The sequence below is a fragment of the Kineosporia sp. NBRC 101731 genome, from assembly GCF_030269305.1.
GTDB lineage: Bacteria > Actinomycetota > Actinomycetes > Actinomycetales > Kineosporiaceae > Kineosporia.
Genome location: NZ_BSTC01000001.1, coordinates 497434 through 517667, shown reverse-complemented (window position 1 = coordinate 517667; position 20234 = coordinate 497434). Strand labels below are relative to the sequence as shown.

20 protein-coding genes and 1 riboswitch are annotated in these 20234 nt (G+C 70.0%); of the genes, 11 read left to right on the top strand and 9 right to left on the bottom strand.

Annotated elements, in window-relative coordinates:
- The first annotated feature begins 3 nt into the window (after window positions 1–3).
- The 5 genes from QSK05_RS02195 to QSK05_RS02175 all read left to right on the top strand — a co-directional run bounded on the left by QSK05_RS02195 (window position 4) and on the right by QSK05_RS02175 (window position 4958).
- Window positions 4–1377, top strand: a complete 1374-nt coding sequence (locus QSK05_RS02195) for a sensor histidine kinase (protein WP_285593338.1) — start codon at window positions 4–6, stop codon at window positions 1375–1377.
- A gap of 161 nt (window positions 1378–1538) precedes the next feature.
- Entirely contained in the window at window positions 1539–2060 is a 522-nt protein-coding gene (locus QSK05_RS02190) for a hypothetical protein (RefSeq protein ID WP_285593336.1), read from the top strand.
- Window positions 2060–3082, top strand: a complete 1023-nt coding sequence (locus QSK05_RS02185; RefSeq protein WP_285593334.1) for an FAD:protein FMN transferase — start codon at window positions 2060–2062, stop codon at window positions 3080–3082. The genes QSK05_RS02190 and QSK05_RS02185 overlap by 1 nt, the downstream gene beginning before the upstream one ends.
- The gene (locus tag QSK05_RS02180; protein WP_285593330.1) at window positions 3079–3705 is read left to right on the top strand and encodes a DUF8596 domain-containing protein; all 627 of its coding nucleotides are present in this window, start codon (window positions 3079–3081) and stop codon (window positions 3703–3705) included. Before QSK05_RS02185 ends, QSK05_RS02180 begins: the two co-directional genes overlap by 4 nt.
- On the top strand, window positions 3702–4958 hold the full coding sequence (locus tag QSK05_RS02175; protein WP_285593328.1) for an NADH-ubiquinone oxidoreductase-F iron-sulfur binding region domain-containing protein: 1257 nt from the start codon (window positions 3702–3704) through the stop codon (window positions 4956–4958). Before QSK05_RS02180 ends, QSK05_RS02175 begins: the two co-directional genes overlap by 4 nt.
- A 3-nt stretch (window positions 4959–4961) precedes the next feature.
- Here the strand turns inward: QSK05_RS02175 and QSK05_RS02170 are convergent, their stop codons facing one another.
- The 3 genes from QSK05_RS02170 to QSK05_RS02160 are packed head-to-tail and all read right to left on the bottom strand — an operon-like array spanning window position 4962 to window position 8024.
- Window positions 4962–5753, bottom strand: coding sequence for an energy-coupling factor transporter transmembrane component T family protein (locus QSK05_RS02170; RefSeq protein ID WP_285593326.1), 792 nt, complete (start codon window positions 5751–5753; stop codon window positions 4962–4964).
- Window positions 5750–7270 (bottom strand): ATP-binding cassette domain-containing protein, encoded by a 1521-nt coding sequence (locus tag QSK05_RS02165; protein ID WP_285593320.1) that lies wholly within the window; start codon window positions 7268–7270, stop codon window positions 5750–5752. The genes QSK05_RS02170 and QSK05_RS02165 overlap by 4 nt, the downstream gene beginning before the upstream one ends.
- Window positions 7263–8024 carry an ECF transporter S component gene (locus QSK05_RS02160; protein WP_285593318.1) on the bottom strand — a complete coding sequence of 254 codons (762 nt, stop codon included), beginning with the start codon at window positions 8022–8024 and terminating at the stop codon, window positions 7263–7265. The genes QSK05_RS02165 and QSK05_RS02160 overlap by 8 nt, the downstream gene beginning before the upstream one ends.
- An 81-nt stretch (window positions 8025–8105) precedes the next feature.
- Window positions 8106–8211, bottom strand: a riboswitch (TPP riboswitch).
- Window positions 8212–8282: 71 nt separating this feature from the next.
- On the opposite strand from QSK05_RS02160, the gene QSK05_RS02155 reads away from it, so the two are divergent.
- The 3 genes from QSK05_RS02155 to mmuM all read left to right on the top strand — a co-directional run bounded on the left by QSK05_RS02155 (window position 8283) and on the right by mmuM (window position 9704).
- The gene (locus QSK05_RS02155; protein WP_285593316.1) at window positions 8283–8435 is read left to right on the top strand and encodes a hypothetical protein; all 153 of its coding nucleotides are present in this window, start codon (window positions 8283–8285) and stop codon (window positions 8433–8435) included.
- Window positions 8436–8537: 102 nt separating this feature from the next.
- The gene (locus QSK05_RS02150) at window positions 8538–8813 is read left to right on the top strand and encodes a DUF4235 domain-containing protein (protein ID WP_285593314.1); all 276 of its coding nucleotides are present in this window, start codon (window positions 8538–8540) and stop codon (window positions 8811–8813) included.
- Between the two features lie 15 nt (window positions 8814–8828).
- On the top strand, window positions 8829–9704 hold the full coding sequence (gene mmuM / locus QSK05_RS02145; RefSeq protein ID WP_285593311.1) for a homocysteine S-methyltransferase: 876 nt from the start codon (window positions 8829–8831) through the stop codon (window positions 9702–9704).
- Between the two features lie 40 nt (window positions 9705–9744).
- Here mmuM and QSK05_RS02140 read toward each other — a convergent pair whose 3' ends face one another.
- The 3 genes from QSK05_RS02140 to QSK05_RS02130 form a co-directional block, all read right to left on the bottom strand.
- Entirely contained in the window at window positions 9745–10464 is a 720-nt protein-coding gene (locus QSK05_RS02140) for a maleylpyruvate isomerase family mycothiol-dependent enzyme (RefSeq protein WP_285595151.1), read from the bottom strand.
- A 150-nt stretch (window positions 10465–10614) separates the two neighbouring features.
- Window positions 10615–11637 (bottom strand): IPT/TIG domain-containing protein, encoded by a 1023-nt coding sequence (locus QSK05_RS02135; RefSeq protein WP_285593309.1) that lies wholly within the window; start codon window positions 11635–11637, stop codon window positions 10615–10617.
- A 367-nt stretch (window positions 11638–12004) separates the two neighbouring features.
- Window positions 12005–12877, bottom strand: a complete 873-nt coding sequence (locus QSK05_RS02130) for an oxamate carbamoyltransferase subunit AllH family protein (protein ID WP_285593308.1) — start codon at window positions 12875–12877, stop codon at window positions 12005–12007.
- 298 nt (window positions 12878–13175) lie between these two features.
- On the opposite strand from QSK05_RS02130, the gene QSK05_RS02125 reads away from it, so the two are divergent.
- Entirely contained in the window at window positions 13176–14561 is a 1386-nt protein-coding gene (locus QSK05_RS02125; protein ID WP_285593306.1) for a uracil-xanthine permease family protein, read from the top strand.
- A gap of 103 nt (window positions 14562–14664) precedes the next feature.
- On the opposite strand, the gene QSK05_RS02120 is transcribed toward QSK05_RS02125, so the two are convergent.
- Together QSK05_RS02120 and QSK05_RS02115 are read right to left on the bottom strand one after the other, a co-directional pair.
- Complete coding sequence (locus tag QSK05_RS02120) at window positions 14665–15534, bottom strand: 5-oxoprolinase subunit C family protein (protein WP_352299682.1); 870 nt, start codon at window positions 15532–15534, stop codon at window positions 14665–14667.
- On the bottom strand, window positions 15534–16178 hold the full coding sequence (locus tag QSK05_RS02115) for a 5-oxoprolinase subunit B family protein (RefSeq protein WP_285593304.1): 645 nt from the start codon (window positions 16176–16178) through the stop codon (window positions 15534–15536). The genes QSK05_RS02120 and QSK05_RS02115 overlap by 1 nt, the downstream gene beginning before the upstream one ends.
- A gap of 213 nt (window positions 16179–16391) precedes the next feature.
- Here QSK05_RS02115 and QSK05_RS02110 point away from each other — a divergent pair, with 213 nt between their 5' ends.
- Window positions 16392–18239 carry a bifunctional metallophosphatase/5'-nucleotidase gene (locus QSK05_RS02110; RefSeq protein WP_285593303.1) on the top strand — a complete coding sequence of 616 codons (1848 nt, stop codon included), beginning with the start codon at window positions 16392–16394 and terminating at the stop codon, window positions 18237–18239.
- A gap of 105 nt (window positions 18240–18344) precedes the next feature.
- Here the strand turns inward: QSK05_RS02110 and QSK05_RS02105 are convergent, their stop codons facing one another.
- Window positions 18345–18881, bottom strand: coding sequence for a GNAT family N-acetyltransferase (locus QSK05_RS02105; protein WP_285593302.1), 537 nt, complete (start codon window positions 18879–18881; stop codon window positions 18345–18347).
- Between the two features lie 179 nt (window positions 18882–19060).
- On the opposite strand from QSK05_RS02105, the gene QSK05_RS02100 reads away from it, so the two are divergent.
- Window positions 19061–20224, top strand: a complete 1164-nt coding sequence (locus QSK05_RS02100; RefSeq protein WP_502879726.1) for an endonuclease — start codon at window positions 19061–19063, stop codon at window positions 20222–20224.
- Window positions 20225–20234: the final 10 nt, after the last annotated feature.

The window sequence follows — 20234 nt, the reverse complement described above, 5'->3', positions numbered from 1 at the left end:
AACATGCGCTGGCGTCTGACCCTGCTGGTTGCCGCCACCACCTCGGCCGTGGTGCTGGCATTCCTGATCCCGCTCACGCTGCTGCTGCGGTCGCTGGCCGAGGAACGCACGCTGTCCACCGCAACGTCCGACGCCACGAACCTCGCGCAGATCGCCGCCGCGAACGGTGCGGGCGCGGCCGAGGAAGCGCTGAAGACCGCCGCGAAGGCTCCCAAGGGTCCGCTCGGCATCACCACGGTGTTCCTGCCGGACGGCGACACCCTGGGCGCCAAGGTCGGCAACGACTCGACGAACGTCGACCGCGCCCGCAACGGACTGGCGTTCACCAACCGCGCCGACGGTGAGGCCGTGGTCTACGCGCCGGTGCTGAGCACCGAGGGCGCCTACGTGGTGCGCACCGAGGTCAGCGGGGCCGAGCTGCACGACGGCGTGGGCCAGGCCAGCTGGATCCTCGGCGCCCTGGGCGCGCTGCTGCTGGCGCTCTCCGTCGGAGCCGCCGACACCCTGGCGCGAAGACTCAGCGACCCGATCAAAGACCTGGCCGCAGCGGCAGACTCGATCCGCGACGGCCGCCTCGACATCCGCAGTCCCGAGCACGGGCCACCCGAGGTGGTGGCCATGGCCGGGGCGCTCAACCGGCTCTCGGCCCGCATCGAGCAGCTGCTGATCTCCGAGAGGGAGTCGGTCGCCGACCTCTCGCACCGCCTGCGCACACCGGTCACCGCGCTGCGCCTGGACGTCGAGGCCATCGCCGACCCGGAGGTCGCCCAGCGCATCGAGGAGCACGTGGCCACGCTGGAGCGCACGGTCAACGCGGTGGTGCAGGACGCCCGGCGCCCGGTCCGGCCGAACGTGGCCTCGCGCTGCGACGTGGCCGCGCTGGTCGGTGAGCGGGTGGCGTTCTGGTCGGCGCTGGCCGACGAGCAGGGACGATCCCTGCGCACCTGGCTGCCGAGCCGCCCCACCTGGGCGCGGATCGACCCGGTGGAGCTCACCGACGTGGTGGACGTGCTGATCGACAACGTGTTCGCTCACACCGAGGAGGGCGTGCCGCTCGAGGTCACGGTGAACACCAACGCCGCGCACGAGATCGTGCTGGCCGTGCAGGACGGCGGCAACGGGCTGCCGGGCGCCGACGTGGTGGCCCGGGGGCACAGCAACGCCGGCTCCTCCGGTCTGGGCCTGGACATCGTGCGCCGGGCGGCGATCGCCTCGGGCGGACGGCTGGAACTGGGACGTTCCCGTCTGGGCGGGGCCAAGGTGCAGGTGGTGCTGAGCCCCGCCGAGACCCGGACCCGCGAGCGCATGCGGCAGCGACGCGGCTCGGCCGGTGGCGGTCTGGGCCAGAAGCTCCGCAAGCTCGTCGGACAGTCCTGAGGGACGCCGGAACGCAGCTGGGGCCGAACGGTTCATACCGTTAGCCGTCCGTGATCACTTGCGTACACCGACCTGCGGCAACTCCGTTCGGTTGAGGTTTATTTGAGAATTGGATGACCGGCTCTTCACCGAGGTGACCCCACAGTGGGCGGGTGCGTTCTGTGAGCCCTGACGACCGAGACCGCGGCCTGAGAGTCGCGGGCACCCTGACCGGTGCGGTCACCGCGATCACCCTCGTCGCCGTCGGCGGCACCACCGCGCTGGCCGCCTCGCAGACCCGCGGTCAGGACGAGGTGAAGAAGGCCACCGCCCAGCAGGCGCAGCAGGCTCAGACCCAGGCCCCGGACCAGTCCGGGAACAAGTCCTCGGCGGATGCCACCCCCACCGCCGAGGCCACCGGTGCGCCCCGCCGGAAGAAGCGGGCCGGCGGCAGCACCACGGGCCAGCAGGGTTCCACCGCCGCGGCCACCACCACGAAAACCCGGGCCACGCAGGGGGGCGGGACCGACGTCCCCAGTTCGGCCGCCACGACGAAGGCGACCACCAAGACCTCGACGGCCACCTCGAAACCCACCACGCCGGCGACGAGCACGACCACCACCGCGGCCGAGGAAGAGACCACCACGACGACGACCACCACCACGACCACGTCGCCGCCGGCGGTCCCCTCGAGCGGCTCCTGATGCCCTCCGCCCCCGAAAGCTCCGGCACCACCATCAGCTCGACCATCAGCTACGGCACGGCCCGCTGGAACGCGCTGGGCAGTTACGCCGCCCTGGTCGTGGCCGACGCCGCGAAGCTGGACGCGGCGCGGGCGGCCTGCGAGCGCATCCTGGCCGACGTGGACCGGGCGGCCAGCCGGTTCCGCACCGACTCCGACCTGGCCCGGGTCAACCGGGCCGCCGGTGACTGGGTGGGTGTGACGCCGCTGTTGTGCCGGGCGGTGTCCGCGGCGGTGTGGGCGGCCGACCTGACCGACGGCCTGGTCGACCCGACCTTGGGGCGACAGCTGCTCGCGCTGGGTTACGACCGGGACATCGACGAGCTGCGCCGGTCGATGGCGGCCGGGCAGGCCCTGGACTCCACGATCACGCCGGGCCTGGTCTCCGGCGATCCGGCCCAGGCGTCCTACCCGGCCCGCACGAGTGCCTGGCGGGAGATCGAGATCGACCCCCAGGGTGCAGTGCGGGTTCCCCACGATGTGTCGCTCGACCTCGGGGCGACCGGTAAGGCGTTCGCCGCCGACCTGATTGCCGAGACCGTGCCCTCCGAGGTGGGAACCGACCTGGTGATCAGCCTGGGTGGTGACGTCGCGATCGGCCTGCTGCCGACCACCCCGCCGGGTACCCACCCGTGGCGGGTCTCGGTCACCGAACTCCCCGAAGACGTGGCCGAGCCGGGCGCCGAGATCGTGGTGATCACCGAGGGCGGCCTGGCCACCTCGTCCGTTCTGGCCCGGCGCTGGTGGAACGACGGTGAGCTGCACCACCTGCTCGACCCGCGCACCGGTCGCCCGGTGGATGCCGCCTTCCGCACGGTCACGGCCTGCGGGGTCTCGTGCGTGGAGGCGAACGCCATCAGTACCTCGTCGATCGTGCGCGGCCGCGACGCCGTGGACTGGCTGGAGCACGAGGACGTGGCCGCGCGGCTGGTCGACGCGGACGGCATGGTTCACCGGGTCGCGGGCTGGCCCGTGAGCGCATGAGTCTCGACTTCTTCACCGAGGCGTTCAAGGACGACCGGCTGACCTGGTTCCTGAACCGGGGCACGGGCGTGATCCTGCTCGTCCTGATGACGCTCTCCGTAGCGCTCGGCGTACTTTCCACGGTGCGGGCGTCGTCCCGGTTCTGGCCGCGGTTCGTCACCCAGCACCTGCACCGCAACATCTCGCTGCTGGCGGTGGCCCTGCTGATCGCGCACGCGGCGCTGGCGGTGATCGACGAGTTCGTGAACATCCGCTGGTGGGACGTCCTCGTCCCGTTCCGGGGCGAATACGAGCCGCTGTGGCTGGGTCTCGGCACGCTGGCCACCGACTTCATCATCGTCACCGTGCTCACCGGACTCTCCCGCACCCGGTTCCGTTCGCGCACCTGGCGGGCCATCCACCTGACCTCGTACCTGGGCTGGGGCGCCGGGCTGGTGCACGGCTTCGGTATCGGTACCGACAGCCGCGAGACCTGGTCGGTCGCGGTCAGCGTGCTCTGCGTCGGTGTGGTGGTCTGGTCGGTGGTGGTGCGGCTGGGCACGTTCGGCACCGAGCGCCGCCTGGAGCGCCATTCGCCGGCCGGTAGCCGCCGGCAGGCCCGGGCCCGGGAGCGGTCCCGATGACGCACACCGACGTGGAGGCCGGTTTCCACGGCGTGGTCTCCCTGCTGGACGGCCCGCTGCTCCTGCGCGGCGTGGGCCCGGACGGCAGTGCGAGCCTGCCGGTACACCGGCGGCTGTGGAACGAGCCGGCCCGCACGACGGTGCCGCAACTGATCGAGATGAGCTGGAAGATCGGCCTGACCGGGCGCGGCGGGGCGGAGTTCCCGTTCGCCCGCAAGCTGCAGGCCGCGGTGGAGTCGGGCAAGAAGCGCGAGCTGGTGGTGAACTGCTCCGAGGGGGAACCGGCCAGTGCGAAAGACAGCAGCCTGATGCTGTCGGCCCCGCACCTGGTGCTCGACGGCGCCCAGCTCCTGGCCGATGCGCTCGACATTCACCACGTGCACGTCGCGGTTCCGGGTGAACGGCCGAGCGTGGTCGCGGCGATCCGCGCCGCGATCGGTGAGCGGGACCGGGGGCGCAAGGCCGTCGAGTACGAGATGCACACCACCAGCGGAGGATTCGTCGGCGGGCAGTCGGCGGCCGTGCTGGAGATGATCTCCGGCCGCGACAACCTGCCGGTCACCTCGCGCACCCCGTCGGCCTACTCCGGACTCCGCGGGCGCCCCACCCTGCTCTCGAACGCCGAGACGCTGGCCCACCTGGCGGCCGTGAGTGACCTCGGGCCCGAGCGATACGCCCGCTGGGGCACCTCGGCCGACCCCGGTACCCGGTTGCTGTCGATCTCGGCGGACGGCCCGGGTGGTCTGGTGCTGGAGGCCCCGCACGGGGTGCCGCTGGCCGAGATGCTCGAGTTCTGCGGGTACGACCCGGCCCGGCCGCTGCTGGTCGGCGGCTACCACGGCACCTGGCTGTCGCCGCAGCAGGTCACGAGCTGCACGCTCAGCCCCGCCGACCTGGCCCGTTTCGGCGCGAGGCTGGGGGCCGGGGTACTGCTGCCGATGCTGCCCGGTGACTGTCCCCTCAGCTACACCGCATCGATCGTCGACTATCTCGCCGGGCAGCGGGCCAAGCGGTGCGGCCCGTGCACCAACGGACTGCCGGCGCTGGCAGACGCCTGCACGCGCCTTCCGCGGGTGCGCTCACACCGCGAGGCGGCGAGTCTGGTGGAGCGGATCGAGCAGCTCACCGGCCTGGTCACCGGCCGGGGCGCGTGCGCGCACCCGGACGGCACGGCCCGGCTGGTGAACTCCATGCTCGAGACCTTCAGCCCGGAGATCGGGAACCACGTGGACGGGTTCTGCACCTACGAGTAACCCCTAGGTGAGCACCAGGTTCCAGGTGCCTGCCGCGATCCCCGCGGCCGTGGAAGCCACCGCCACCAGCACACCACCCAGCACCACCACCCCGTCGAACCAGGTGAACCGGCTGGGCCGCGCCCAGGTGCGGGGTGCGTCCACCCCGAATCCCCGGGCCTCCATCGTGGTCGCCAGCACCGTACCCCGCCGGATCGCGATGACCAGCAGCGCGAACACCTGACCCAGCGCCTGTTTCAGACCATGGCCGAGACCCCGGGCACGACGGGCCATCGTCAGCGTCTGCCACTCCTGGGCCAGCAGACCGACCAGGCGCAGAGCGGCCAGGGCGGAGAGCACGAACCGGTGCGGCAGGTGCAGGTTCTGGGCCAGCGCGTCGGCCAGGTCGGTGGGGTCGGTGGTAGCCAGCAGCACCACCCCGGGCAGCCCGATCGCCAGGATCCGCAGGGTGATCGCAATCGCCGAGCTGAGCGAGCCCTCGGTGATCGTCACCGGGCCGAGCCCGATCAGGGTGGCCCCGTCGTCCACCCCGAACACCAGCGTGAGCAGTCCGGCCGGGATCGCCCCGAGCAGGATGATCCAGCTGCTGCGGAACAGTTTCCGGGGGCTCAGACCGCAGAAGGGCAGCGCCAGCAACTCCAGGGCCAGGGCCACCCCTGCCGTCACCGGATCCACCGTGAGGATCAGGCCGATCGAGATCACCGATGCCACAGCCAGTTTCGCGGCCGGATTGGCCCGGGCCAGAGGCGCCCGGGAGGCCTCGCGGATGTCCAGACCCTCCAGCAGCGCAGTCACAGCGCCATCACCTCTCCGTGGTCGGCCAGCACCGTCACCAGGTCGAGGTCGTGCGTGGCCGCGACCACCGCCCGGCCCTCGCCCAGCAACTCCAGCAACAGCGTGGTGAGCTCGGTCCAGGTGCGCGCGTCCTGCCCGAAGGTCGGCTCGTCGAGCACCAGCACGTCGGGGGCGGTGGCCAGCACGGTCGCCACCGAGAGCCGCCGCTGCTCGCCCCCGCTCAGGGTGTAGGGGTTGGCCCGCGCCAGGTGGTCCAACCGCAGGCGCTGCAGGATCTCTTCCGACCCGATGGCGGACGCGTGCCCGCCCGGTTGGCGCTGCCACCAGCTTTTACCTTGAGCCGCAACCCGTTCCGGCCCGACCGCGAGCTCCCCGGCCACGGTCGGCGCGACGAACTGATGCTGCGGGTCCTGGAACACCGTGCCGATCCGGCTCACCAGCTGACCCGCCTTCCAGGCGTGCGGGTGCGGGCCGAGACCCTTCGCAAGCCGTTCGGAGGCCGTGAGGTCGCCGGCCGCGGGAGCGGTCAGGCCCGCCAGGGCCAACGCCAGGGTCGACTTCCCGGCCCCGTTGGGCCCGGTCACGGCGAGCGCCCGCCCGGCCCGGACCGTCAGGTCGACGTCCCGCACCGGAGGCTCGGCCTGACCCGGTCGGCGAGCCGCCAGCTTCTCCGCCGTGAGCAGTGGCAAACCCCGTTCGTGGTCGTGCAGAACCTCCCCGCTCACCCGCGTCCTCCATTCCGGACGCCCTCCAGGCACCCACACACCCGCCGCGACCAGCGACGAAGCCTGCTCGTCGAAGACCTGATCCGGCGGTCCGTCCGCGTACACGCCACCGCCGGGTTCCAGCACCACGACCCGATCGATGAACGGTAGCCACGGCTGCACCCGGTGCTCAACGAGAATGCAGCCCGCACCGGTCAGTTCCAGCACAGTCGCGATCGTGCGGCGCACCAGGTCGGCGCCCTCCGGGTCGAGCATGGCGGTGGGTTCGTCGAGCAGCAGCAGGCCCGGATCGAGCGCGAGCACCCCGGCCAGGGCGAGCCGTTGCCGTTCCCCACCGGACAGCCTTCCGGTCGGATGGGCCAGATCATAGGGAAACCCCACGCCTTCCAGGGCTTTCCGCACCCGGGGCCAGATGTCGGACACGGCGTGGTTCTCCAGCCCGAAGGCCACGTCGTCACCGCACCGGGCCAGTACCGTCTGGGCCTGCGGGTCCTGCAGCAGCAGGCCGGTGAGAGCCTGCCCGTCCTGCACGGCTTCCTGCCGCGCCCGACGGGCCTGCACGCCGTCCAGCAGCAGGGCCCCCTCCTCGTCCCCTCCGGTCTCCTCCGGGTCGAGCAGCCCGGCCAGACCCGCGAGCAGGGTGGACTTACCGGCCCCGCTGGCACCGAGCAGCAGCACCCGCTCGCCGGGCTCGACCCGCAGGTCGAGCCCCTGCACCGCCCAGGCCTTGCGGGTGGAGTGCCGCCAGCCCCAGCCCCGCGCCTCGATCAGCGGAGGGCGGGCCTCAGACACGTTCGGCGCTGCGTCCCGAGGCCAGTGGGGCCAGGGTTCCGGTGGCGGCCAGGGCCCGGGTGAGCAGCCACGAACCGATCCCGGCGATCACCACACCCGAAGCCATCGCGATCAGCACGTAGGCCAATTTCCCGGCCGCACCGAGCGTTTCCGGGTAGTAGATGAGGCTGTCGAGCAGGCCGACCGCGACACCGGCCCCGGCCCCGGCGAACAGCGCGGTGGGCAGCCCGTAACGCCGGTAGAGCACGAGGGCGAACACCACCTCGGCCCCCATGCCCTCGACCAGGCCGTACCAGACCGTGGAGAAGCCCCACTCGTTGCCCACCAGCGCGGAGAGCGCCGCCGCGACCAGCTCGGTGTAGACCGCGGCGCCCGGCTTGCGCACCACCAGGGCCCCGAGCACGGCCGGGAACAGCCATACCCCGGCGATGATCGCCGAGGTGGGAGGCACCATCGCGTCCCGCAGCGGGGTGGAGGCAGCGTTCCAGACCGCGAACACCAGGCCGCCCGCGACACCGAGCACGCTGGCGGTGACGATGTCCACGACCCGCCAGCGTCCGGCCCTCGCCGTGGCGGCGGTGATCGCGACGCCGGCCGTGCCCACGAACAGCGCGATCGGCAGTGTCAGGTCGGCCAGTGTCGTGTCGAAGACCGAGACGCCCGCCGGCAGGCCGACCAGGTAGATCACCATCGCCAGCGCGATCGCGGCCAGGGCCGCGTACAGCCGCGGACCGGTCCAGAGAATGTTTCTCATGGGTGTTGCTCCTCCGTCTTCGGAGGGGTGCCGTGACCCGCCGCCGCGCCCCTCCGAAGACGAAGGCACACAGCTCGGCCATGACCGAGAAGCTCGACTCCCTTCGCCGGCATGACCCGGATCAGGTTCGAGGGTCTGCAGTTGCCTGCACTCTCAGCGCCCTGTTGGCGCTCCCCTGTCGCGCTTGTGACGGTACACCTACTGAGTGGTTTCTGTGAGGCCTAGGACTTCCGGCAGGACCCGTGCCACCCTGTGACGGTGATCCTCAGGATGCTGCGCAGCTCCACGACGTCGGGCCACGGGCCGAGCCCACTGGCCCGGTTGCTCGCGCTGCTGGTCCTGCTGAGCATGCTCGGCATCAGCGCCCCGGTGCTCATCCCGGTGGTGCGCTGGGTGATCGCCCTGCTCTGACGCCCCCCTGGCAATGCCCGGGAGCGATCCTTAGGTCAGGATTGACCTGAGTCCCAGTTGAGTCCCAGTACGGACATCCGGCGGTGCGATGAGGAGAACAGCATGAATTCGGTGATGTGGAAGATCCTGTCGGCCGCGTCGGCGATTGCGGCGGCCCAGGCCGCCAACCAGTCGCTCAACATCATCTGGAAGGGCGCAACCGGTGGCCAGCCGCCGACCGTGCCCGAAGACCCGGAGACCACCTGGAAAGAGGCCATCGCCTGGGCCGCGCTGTCCGGCGCGATCATGGGCGTCGCCCGGATGTTCGCCACGCGGCAGGCTGCGGCCTACTACGTGAGGTCCACGGGCAAGATGCCCAAGGCCCTGGTGCGGGACTGACCGGTGATCGACCTGATGGACAGGCCCCTCGTCCTGGACGGGGGTCTGTCCACCGAGCTCGAGAGCCGGGGCCACGACATCTCCGGCACTCTCTGGTCGGCCCAGCTCCTGCTGGACGCCCCCGACGCCGTCGTCGACGCGCACCGGGCCTTTCTCGACGCCGGTGCCGACATCGTCACCACCGCCAGCTACCAGGCCTCGGCCGAGGGTTTCTCTCGCGCGGGAATCCCTTTCGCCACGGGTCAGGAACTGATCCGGCGATCGGTCGAGCTGGCCCGCCGGGCCGTCGAGGAGTCCGGTCGCGAGGCCCTGGTGGCCGGCTCGGTGGGGCCCTACGGTGCGATGCTCGCCAACGGCGCCGAATACACCGGTGACTACGGATCGGTGGGGGTCGACGAACTCCGGGACTTCCACCGTCCCCGGCTCGAGCTCCTGGCCGAGGCCGGCGTCGACGTGCTGGCCGTCGAAACCATTCCCTCCCTCGCCGAGGTGGAGGCCCTGCTCGCCGAGCTGGACCGGCTGGGACACCCGGCGTGGCTCAGCCTCACCACCGACGGCCTGCTCACCCGCCGCGGCGAACCCGCCGGGGAGGCGTTCTCCATGGCCACGTCGGTGTCCTCGGTGATCGCCGTGGGCGTCAACTGCACCGACCCGTCGGGCGTGGGGCTCGCGGTCGACCTGGCCGTCGAGTTCGGCGGTAAACCCGGCGTGGTCTACCCCAACAGCGGTGAGGGCTGGGACGCGGTGCACCGGGCCTGGCTGCCGGCATCACAGGGCCTTCTGCTCGGCGACGTGGACGGCTGGCTGCGCTCGGGCGCCCGCATCGTCGGGGGCTGCTGCCGGGTCACCCCCGACCAGATCCGCTCGATCGCCGACGTGGTGCGCCCCTAGGCCCTTTTCCGGCGGATACCGAACTTCTCCATGAGCACGGTCACGCAGTCACCTGCGCGCCGAGCACGGAACGAACGACCTCCACCTCGCCGGTGATCTCCAGGCACGGGTCGTCGGGCGAGATGCGGTGCCAGAGAGCCAGATAGAGCGCCTCGGCGGGCCCGGTGACCGTGGCGTCGGCCGGCTCGTCCGTCGTGCCGTCGCCGGAGAATACGAACTCCTGCCCGGTCTCGGCCACCACCACGGCCAGCGACTGCGTCAGCGGTGGCATCCGTTCCAGCCGCACCTGCCGGGGGAAGAAAATCCTGCGGACCTCGTCCACCCCGTCGGCCGCGAGCGCGGGATCAATGCGGTTCTCCCGGCCGAGCGCCTGGTGGAGGTCCCACCGATGCATCGTGATCTCGTGTGCCTGCCGCCGCTTCCACCAGCCCGACACCTGCGGTCCGGGCCCGAAGTGCCAGGCCGGGGCGTCGTCCGGCCTCTCCCGCAGCGCCCGCAGCAGGCCGGTGGCCGACTCCCGGTACCAGGCGACCAGCCCGTCCCGGTCGCGCGGCGCGGCGGTGGGCTTCCCGCCCGCGTTGCCCACGACGATCGCGTGGGTGGCCCACTGGTGCACCCCACCGACGTGATCGGCAAGGTCGACGACGGTCCAGCCCGGGCAGGACGGCACCGGCGCCCCCAGGTCGGCGGACTCCAGCACGTCGGCGAACTGTTCGGTGCCGTTCGCGGCGATCCGCAGGAAATCGATCGGGATGACCATCGGGGGCACCAGCCTCACTGTCGGGGAGAGGCATCCTCGCCCATGCGACGGCTCCGCGCCCAGGACTTTCCCCAAGGCCGGAGCCCGGCCCCCCGTGAGGGGGACCGGGCTCCGGTGCTGGTTCAGCTGGTGCTGACTCCTCCTACCTGATCAGAAAGCGGCAACCGTGTAGGTGGCGCTCTTCGAGATGGTGCTGTAGTCCGCGTCGTATTCGCTGGCAAGCGCGGTCAGGAACTGCACCGAGTAAGCACCGGTGGTCAGCGCCGGGGCCTTGCAGCTCAGCGTGGTGTCGGACTCCACCATGACGCTGGTGCAGGTGTCCAGCGAAGCGATCGTGGTGGTTCCGGAGACCAGCGCGGTCCCGGCCGGGAGGAAGGCGATCGAGATGCCGGCCACCTCGCTGAAGGTCCTGCCGCTGAAACCACTACCAGTGATGGTGACCACGTTGCCGGCAGTCCCATTGCCGCTGGTCGGCGAGACGGTGACGACCGGCACGAAGCTGACCGTGTCGGTGGTCATAGCAGAGCCGTAACCGTTGTCCACCTTGATGCTGAAGCCAGTGCCCGCAGCGTGCGCCGGGAGCTTGACCGAGAGCTTGGTGGCGCTGACGTAGGTGGCCGCGGCCTTGACCCCGTCGATGGTGGCGGTGGTGGTCTTGGAGAAGTTGGTGCCGGTCACGACGACCGTGGTGCCGCCGAGAGCAGACGCCTTGGCCACGTTGGTGACGGCACCGGAGATGGTGGTGGCGGTCGCCGGAGCCGCGACGACGAACTTACCGCCGCCCAGAAGGGTCTGGGTGGCCGTGGTGCCGTCGAAGATACAGAGCATCCAGCTACCGGCGGCCACCGCCGGCGAGGTGACCCCGACCTTGGTCTTGGAGACCACGTTGAACGCGGTGGCGGCCGTACCGGCGGTCGCGTCCACACCACACGTGGTGCCGAGGATGAACCTGACCGCCGCGGCCACGTCCGCACCCGTGGAATCCTGGAAGCCAGTACCGGTGACGGTGAGCTGGTTTCCACCCGCCGTCGAACCGGTGGCCGCGGGACTGATCTTGATGGCCGTGCTCGCCGCCTGGGCGATGTTGGCGACGGCCACGGTGCCCGCGATGGCCAGGGCGCCGGCGACGGTCATACTGACGGCCCGCTTGACCGTGAACTTGGGGGTACGCATGCGTGTCTCCTCCGTGAGAGAGCTTCGGGATCCTTCGTGAACCCCACCGAGATGCCTATCGACGCGACCCCGGGGGTTTTAACGACGGAGTCCGGCGCTCACCCGAACAGCTCACCGGATCGACATTCCGTCACCCAGACACTACGGCTCACTACTCTGCGCGACGGCATTAGGGGTGAAAACGGGCATGTCGAAGCCGCCTGTCAGAGCGATGCCGAGAACCTCGGTGCGAGGGCTCAAGCCGCACGGTCACCGGGCACGCCCGGACGGACCTGTGCGCCCCGGACAAAAGACGGCAGGCCGCCCGATGGACGGCCTGCCCGGATGTTGCGGATGCTGCTGGAGTCAGCCAGAAGTCGGCCAGACGTCAGTACAGGGCGCTGATCGGCCCGGTGGCGTCGATGGCCACGCGCCGGCGGCCCGGCCCCTGGATCAGGTTGGTCAGCTGGGCGACGGCGCCGGCGGCCATGGCCGCACCGGAGCTGGCCCCGACCGGCAGCACCTCTTCGAGGGCCGGGCGGATGGCGGCCGGGTCGCCGGTGCTCAGGGCGCCGACGAAACGGATCAGCTGGGGCACCACGGCACCGGCGACAGCCGAGCGCAGCAGGGCGGCGGAGATGGCCGTCGTGCGACCGTCGGCACCCGCCACACCGTCGGCCAGCAGGCGGTGGGCCGTGGAACGCGGGGCCCAGGCAGCCAGCGCGGCCAGGGCACCGACCAGAGCGTCGTCACCGGCGGGTGTCAGCCCCGGGCCGGTACCGAGCAGGGCCTCGAAGGCTTTCTCGGTGTCACCGGAGCGCAGCAGGTCGAGACCCTCGGCGAGGGGCTCCGCGGCAGCTTCCAGCAACTGGTCGAGCAGGGCCGTGGGCAGCAGCTCGGGGGCCGGCGGCGGCATGACCTGCTTGGGCACGGTCGGGTTCCACCAGCGCAGCACCGGCAGCCGGGTGCCGGCCATCGAGACGGCACCGTGGCCGAAGACGATCGGGCCGTGCGACACCGGGTCGCCGTCGACGGAGACCGGCAGCAGATCGGCGACACCGGGCGGCAGCGTCAGGCCGATCGGCAGCTGCACGGCCGCCGGGTCGAGCAGGGCCACCACGGCACCGGGGCGGTAACCCTCGGTCTCGTCCGTCACCGGATCGATCTCCAGATAGACGGCACCGGAGACGATCGCGCTCACCCGCGCCGGTCTCGCAGGACCGGCGAGCAGAGGGAACAGGGTCAGGCTCGCGGCCGTCATTTCTTAACCTCCGAACGTCCGCGAAGTAACCCCACGGACAACAGCACGTCTGAGGAACGCTGCTGAAACTACCGGACGTCGGCGACACATCAGACATCGAAACGTCCCGACGCGCTCAGGCGGTCCGTTGGGAGCACGACGCGCCACGGGCGGCGACCGGACGAATACGCACGAGTACCGGCAGGAAGCCGCTGGTGGCGTCGTTTGTGAGGTTCGCGTTAAAAGCAGACACCGATTGGTGACGAGGAGTCACCCCTCCTCCTACGCTTCGCCGCAGGTAACGACAGGGAGGGGCCACATGGCCATCGGATGGAAGTTGCACGGGGACGGCAAGACGCTGGCACCGGGCGAAGTGGTGGCACCGGACGAGCGGCTGAGCTGGGACCGCACGATCGGTCTCGGGGCCCAGCACGTGGTGGCCATGTTCGGCGCCACGTTCGTGTTCCCGGTGCTGATGGGGCTCAACCCACAGCTCGCGATCATGATGAGCGGCATCGCGACGATCGTGTTCCTGCTGATCGTGCAGAACAAGGTTCCGTCGTACCTCGGCACCAGCGCCTCGTTCGTCGGCGGGGTGGCGGCGATCAGGGCCCAGGGCGGTGACTCCTCCGACGTCACCGGCGCGATCCTGGTCGCCGGCCTGGCGCTGGTCGCGGTCGGCCTGGTGATCCACTTCGCGGGCGCCCAGATCGTCAACGAGATCCTGCCGCCCGCCGTCACGGGTGCGGTGGTGATGCTGATCGGCTTCAACCTGGCCCCGGTGGTCGCGGACACCTACTGGCCGCAGGACCAGTGGGTGGCCCTGCTGGTGATGATCTTCGTGATCGTGCTCAGCGTGGCCGTGGGCGGTTTCATCGGCCGGATCGCGATCTTCCTCGGCCTGGTGTTCGGCTACCTCGTCTCCTGGCTCTTCGACCAGGTGTTCGGGCAGATCACCGCCTTCAACGCGGGCACCGGCGAGGTGGACACGCACTGGCGGGTGGTCTGGGACAGCGTCGAGAGCGCTTCCTGGATCGGGTTCCCGGACAAGACCATGGTCGGCCCGGACGGCCTGGAGGTCGCCGGCTGGCACGCCCCCACCTTCTCGGCCGCGTTCATCCTGCTGGTGCTGCCCTCCGTGATCGCCCTGGTGGCGGAGAACGCCGGACACGTGAAGGCGGTCAGCGAGATGACCGGCGCCGACCTGGACCCGGTGCTCGGCCGGGCGATCGCGGGCGACGGGGTGGGCACCGTGCTGGCGAGCGCGGTGGGCGGTTCCCCCACCACCACCTACGCCGAGAACATCGGCGTGATGGCCGCGACCCGCGTCTACTCCACGGCGGCGTACTTCGTGGCCGCGATCGTCGCGATCCTGTTCGGTCTCTGCCCCAAGTTCGGCGCGCTGGTCTCGTCCGTACCCGGTGGCGTGCTCGGCGGCATCACCGTGGTGCTCTACGGCATGGTCGGCCTGCTCGGCGCCAAGATCTGGATCGAGAGCAAGGTCGACTTCGGCAACCCGATCAACCTGGTGCCCCTGGCCGCCGGGCTGATCGTGGCGATCGGCAACGTGAGCCTGAAGGTCACCGACGACTTCTCGCTCTCCGGGATCGCGCTGGGCACGATCATCGCGGTGGCGGGCTGGCACCTGGCCCGGGCGGTGGCTCCGGCCCATCTCAAGGAACAGCTGAAGGCCAGCCGAGTCTGATCGGTCCGACGAGGTTCGGGTGGTGGAAGGCAGTGTTCTGTCACCACCCGAGCACGTCGACATCAGGCTCGGACGGAGAGGGTCGAGCGGGCCCGCACGGCGATCAGCGGGATGCTCGCGAACTGAACACCCGGAACCGCAGCCCGGTGCCGGGGGCCGCCTGAGCCGCCCGGTCAAGACTCCGGCGGGTCACCACTCCGATCACCGGATAGCCGCCGGTGACCGGGTGGTCGTTGAGAAACAGCACGGGCAGCCCGTTCCCGGGCACCTGAAGACTGCCCGTGGCCGTGCCCTCGGACGGTAGTTCGCCGGGACGGGCCCGTTCCAGCGGGGAGCCTTCCAGTCTCAGTGCCACCCGGTTGCTGGTCGGGGAGACCTTCCAGAGCGTACGGACGAGGGTCACCAGGGCCGCTTCGGTGAACCAGTCCGCCCGGGGCCCGGGCATCACGTCGAGCACCGGGTCGCGGAGAATGCCCGGCGGGGCGACGAAATCGACCGGCGGCACCTCACCCGGAGGGCCGACCGGTAGCCCGGAGCCCTCGGTCAGGACCGGGGGACCCAACCCACTGAGAACGTCGGTGGAACGGCTGCCGAGCACGGCGTCCACCATCAGCCCACCCGAAAAGGCGATGTACGAGCGCAACCCGGCCGTGATCGCACCGATCTCGAGCGTCTGTCCGGGGCGCACGCGCACCGCCGCGTCGAAGGCGGCGGGCCGGCCGTCGACCAGCACCGGTGCCGGGGCCCCGGTGACCGCGACCGTGACCGGAGCCGTCCCCTCCCACCGCAGCCGCGGACCGCGCAGGGTGGTCTCCAGGACCGCCGCCCCGGCCGGGTTGCCGACCAGCCGGTTGGCCAGGCGGAACGAGAACCGGTCGAGCGCACCGGACGACGGCACGCCCAGATGCGCGTGACCGGGGCGGCCGTCGTCCTGGATCGTGGTGAACAGACCCGGGTCAAGCACGTGGAACATCAAACGACCGGCCGGAATCGAACGGTCATGCCGGGACGGATCACGGCCGGCGGATCCGCCTTCTCGTCCCACAGGCGCGCTGTGGTGCTCCCGATCAGCCGCCACCCGCCCGGACTCCGGCGCGGATAGACGGCGGTGAACTGGTCGGCGAGCGCCACGGATCCGCCCCGCACGCCCGACCGGGGCTCGGACCGCCGGGGCACCCGCAACTGCTCGGGCACACCGGTGAGGTAGACGAAGCCAGGTGCGAAACCGCTCAGAGCAGCGTGGAAATCGGTTCCGGTGTGGATCTCGACGACCTCCCGCACACTGAGCCCGGTCAGGGAAGCCACCTCTTCCAGATCGGGGCCGTCGTAGCGCACGTCGAGGGTGATGATGCCGGTGTCGGCCGCGGCCTCGACGGGTTCCTGCTCGATCTCGGCCAGCAGCACCCGGAAGAGGGGGTAGGGCATGGGGTCCGCCAGCACGACGAGCACCGTGGACAGACCCGGCACGACGTCGACCAGCTGGATGCGCCGTCGCCCGGCCATGGTCCGCAGTCCCTGGGCGACCAGGGCGGGGTCGGCCTGGGGCACGTCGATGAGATAGCCGGACTCCCCCGCCGGCCAGGCGATCAGCGACGTGCTCGGGACAGTGCTGGGCACAGCTGACATCACAGGTTCCCCGATCCGGAGGCGTTGCGCGGCTCCTTCGAAGGCGCGCAGCGGACATTGATCGTGACACCGGTGGAAGCAGTCAAGAATCGATAACGGAATCTGGGTCTTAGCTGTGTGAACATCAGATCAATTCTGCCGCTGTAACCCGATATTGCCCTTTAGTTCCTGGATCCCCACACAGTCAGTGGATAGCTTGCCCACATGAAGCCCCTCATCAAGCGGAGAGGCGGGCTCACCGCGGCAGTCGCCGCGAGCACCGTCGCAGCAGCCCTGTTCGCGCTGCCGTCCTCACCTGCCCAGGCCAGCGACGTGGCTGCGGCGAAGTCGAAGCCCAAGGCCGACAAGACCGTCGACCTTCAGATCCTCAGTTTCAACGATTATCACGGCAACCTCGAACCGCCGACCGGCACCGACGGCACCGTGACCACCACGACGGGCTCGGTCCTGGCCGGTGGGGCGGAGTACCTCACCAATGAGCTCCGCACCCTGCGCAAGGGTCAGAAGAACACGCTGACCGTCGCCGCCGGTGACCTCATCGGCGCCTCACCCTCCATGTCCGGCCTGTTCAAGGACGAGCCGAGCATCGAGACCCTGAACAACATGGACGTCGACGTCTCCAGCGTCGGCAACCACGAGTTCGACGAGGGTGTGACCGAACTGCTGCGCATGCAGTACGGCGGTTGCCACCCGACCGAGGGCTGTTTCGACACGGACGGCTACAGCGGAGCCGACTTCCAGTACCTGGCGGCCAACGTCGAGTACAAGGACGGCGTCAAGGTCACCAAGCCGAAGAAGGCCAAGAACTACGGCGACTGGTTCAAGGCCCGGACCGGCCGCACCGTGCTGCCCCCGACCTCGATCAAGAAGGTCGACGGCGTCAAGGTCGGCTTCATCGGCATGACCCTCGAGGGCACGACCGAACTGGTCGCCCCGGCCGGTGTCAAGGACGTCCAGTTCAACGACGAGGTCGTCTCCGCCAACCTGGCCGCCAAGGACCTTCGCAAGAAGGGTGTCGAGGCGATCGTGGTGCTGCTGCACGAGGGCGGCATCCCGCCCACCGGCGCCACCTACGACTTCGACTGCAACTCCGGTAGTTCCGCCGGTATCTCGGGCCCGATCGTGAACATCGCGAAGACGCTCGACTCGAGCATCGACCTGGTGGTCTCCGGTCACACGCACAACTCCTACAACTGCACCATCCCGGACCCGAAGGGCAACCCGCGTCTGGTCACCAGCGACCTGTCCTACGGCCGCACGGTCACCGAGACCAACCTGAAGATCAGCAAGAAGACGAAGGACGTCATCCGCACCCAGTCGACGTCGAAGAACGTCCTGGTCGAGCGCACCCAGGCCAAGGCCGCGGACCAGACCAAGGCCATCGCCAAGTGGAGCGCCCTGGCGGCACCCATCGCCAACAAGGTGATCGGCGAGATCACCGCTGACATCAAGCGCAGCGTCAGCCGCGACGGTGAGTCCAGCCTCGGCGACCTGATCGCCGACGCCCAGCTCTCCGCCACCCAGGCCGCCGGCGATGGTGGCTCGCAGATCGCGTTCATGAACCCCGGTGGCGTGCGGACCGACCTGACCTACGCCAGCGGTGTCGCTAACGAGGGCGACGGCAAGGTCACCTACGGCGAGTCGTTCGCCGTGCAGCCGTTCGGCAACCTGCTGGTCTCGATGGACGTGACCGGCGCACAGATCGACACCATGCTCGAGCAGCAGTGGACGACGCAGACCGACGGCAGCCTCAAGTTCCTGCACATGGGCGTCTCGGACGGCTTCACCTACAGCTACTCCAAGTCGGCTGCGGTCGGCAGCAAGGTGAACGCGTCGACCATCAAGCTGGACGGCACGGTCATCAACCCGACCAGCACCTACCGGATCACGGTCAACTCGTTCCTGGCCGACGGTGGTGACGGTTTCCTCGTTCTCAAGGAAGGCACCAACCGGATCGGTGGCGGCGTCGACCTGGACGCCTTCAACACCTACCTCACCGCCAACTCCCCGGTGACCGGCCCGACCCCGAACCGCGTCACCGCGCTCGACTGATCCACCACTGAACGCGCAGCGCCCCCGGTGACCTCCCACGGTCGCCGGGGGCGCTGTCTCGTTTCCTGGCCGATTTCCTGGTCGAGAAAGGACAGGGAACGCAGGTCAGCGCGGCTCGGCGGGGCGTCCGGGGGATGCGCCCTCACCGAGGGCGCGCTGCATCCAGGCGACGGAGAGCCACTCGCCCTTCTTGAAGCCGACGTTCTCGTGGAACCCGACCTGCTTGAAGCCCAATGCCTCGTGCAGCCCGACACTCGGCCCGTTCGGCATCGAGATCACGGCCATGGCCTGCCGGTAGCCGCGCTTCTCCAGGCGCCCCAGCAGCTCCTCGTACAGGGCCCGGCCGCCGCCCCGGCGACGACTGTCCCGGGCCATGTAGATGCTGACCTCACAGGCCCAGCGGTAGGCCGGGCGCACCCCGAGCTTGTTGGCGTAGGCGTAACCGGCCACCGCCCCGTCCACCTCGAGCACCAGCCAGGCGTGACGCACCATGGCGTCGGCGATCCTCCCGGCCATCTCCTCCGCGGTCGGGGGCATGGCCTCGAAGCTGATGGTGGTCTCACGGACATAGGGCTCGTAGATCTCCGCGCAGGCGGCAGCGTCCGCAAGTCGTGCGTCACGGATCACGTGGTCTGTGGTCACATAGGGGAAGATATTGCTCACGAGCACCTGGTGTCTCTGGTCGGTGACCAACCTGTCACCTGGAATCGCTCAGTCATCCCTTCCGTACCTGACCGGCTTGGGGGAAATATCCAGTGATGACCGATACGCACCATCGGGCGAGGTTCCTCGTCCCTGCCGTTGCTCTCGCCCTGGCTGCCATGAGCGGCTGCGCGAGTCCTACCAGTATCGCGGTCGCCCCGACCGTGGCCACGGCCGAACCGGCGGCGCAGGTCGCCGCGGTCACACCGCTCACCGTCGCCGCGGCCATCTCGCAGCAGACCGGCAGCAGCCAGACCGTCCGGGGTTACGTGGTGGGTGAGCCCACCGCCACCAGCACGGTCAAACGCAGTGGTTTCACCGGCGACACCGCCATCGCCCTGGCCGACTCGGCGAGCGAGACCGACACCGGCGACATGCTTTACGTGCAGGTGACGAGCGCCTACCGCAGCGCGTACGGACTGAAGACCAACCCGGGCCTCCTCGGCACCCGGCTCGACGTCACCGGCTCCCTGAGCGCCTACTTCTCCCACCCCGGGCTGAAGTCACCCACGGCGATCAGCGCGTCCGGGGTCACCCCGACGACCACTCCCCCGACCGCCACCCCGACCACGACGTCCCCACCCTCGTCCGGCATCGGCGACTACTACGACGACGCCGTGGGCAAGACCGGCAACAGCCTGCACACGGCACTGCACCAGATCATCTCCACCGACGTGCAGAAGCTGTCCTACGACCAGGTCTGGGACGCGCTGAAGGTCACCGACCAGGACCCGAAGAACTCCGGCAACGTGATCCTGCTGTACAGCGGCACGAGCCGGTCCAAGAGCCTGAACGGCGGCGACGCCGACGACTGGAACCGCGAGCACGTCTGGGCCAAGTCGCACGGAGACTTCGGCACCGCCACCGGCCCGGGCACCGACCTGCACCATCTGCGCCCGGAAGACGTCACGGTGAACTCCGACCGCAGTAACAAGGACTTCGACGACGGCGGGTCCGAATCCGACGAGGCGCCGGGCAACTTCACCGACTCCGACTCGTGGGAACCGCGCGACGCGGTGAAGGGCGACGTGGCCCGGATGATCTTCTACATGGCCGTGCGGTACGACGGCGGTGACGGTTTCTCCGACCTGACGCTCGACGAGAACACCTCCGGCGGAACAGCTCCCCGCTTCGGCAAGCTCTCGACCCTGCTGGAGTGGAACGCGCAAGACCCGCCGGACAGCTTCGAGCAGAACCGCAACAACGCCATCTACGAACAGTTCCAGAACAACCGCAACCCGTTCATCGACCACCCGGAGTGGGTGGACGCGGTTTTCGGCTGACGGAAGAAAC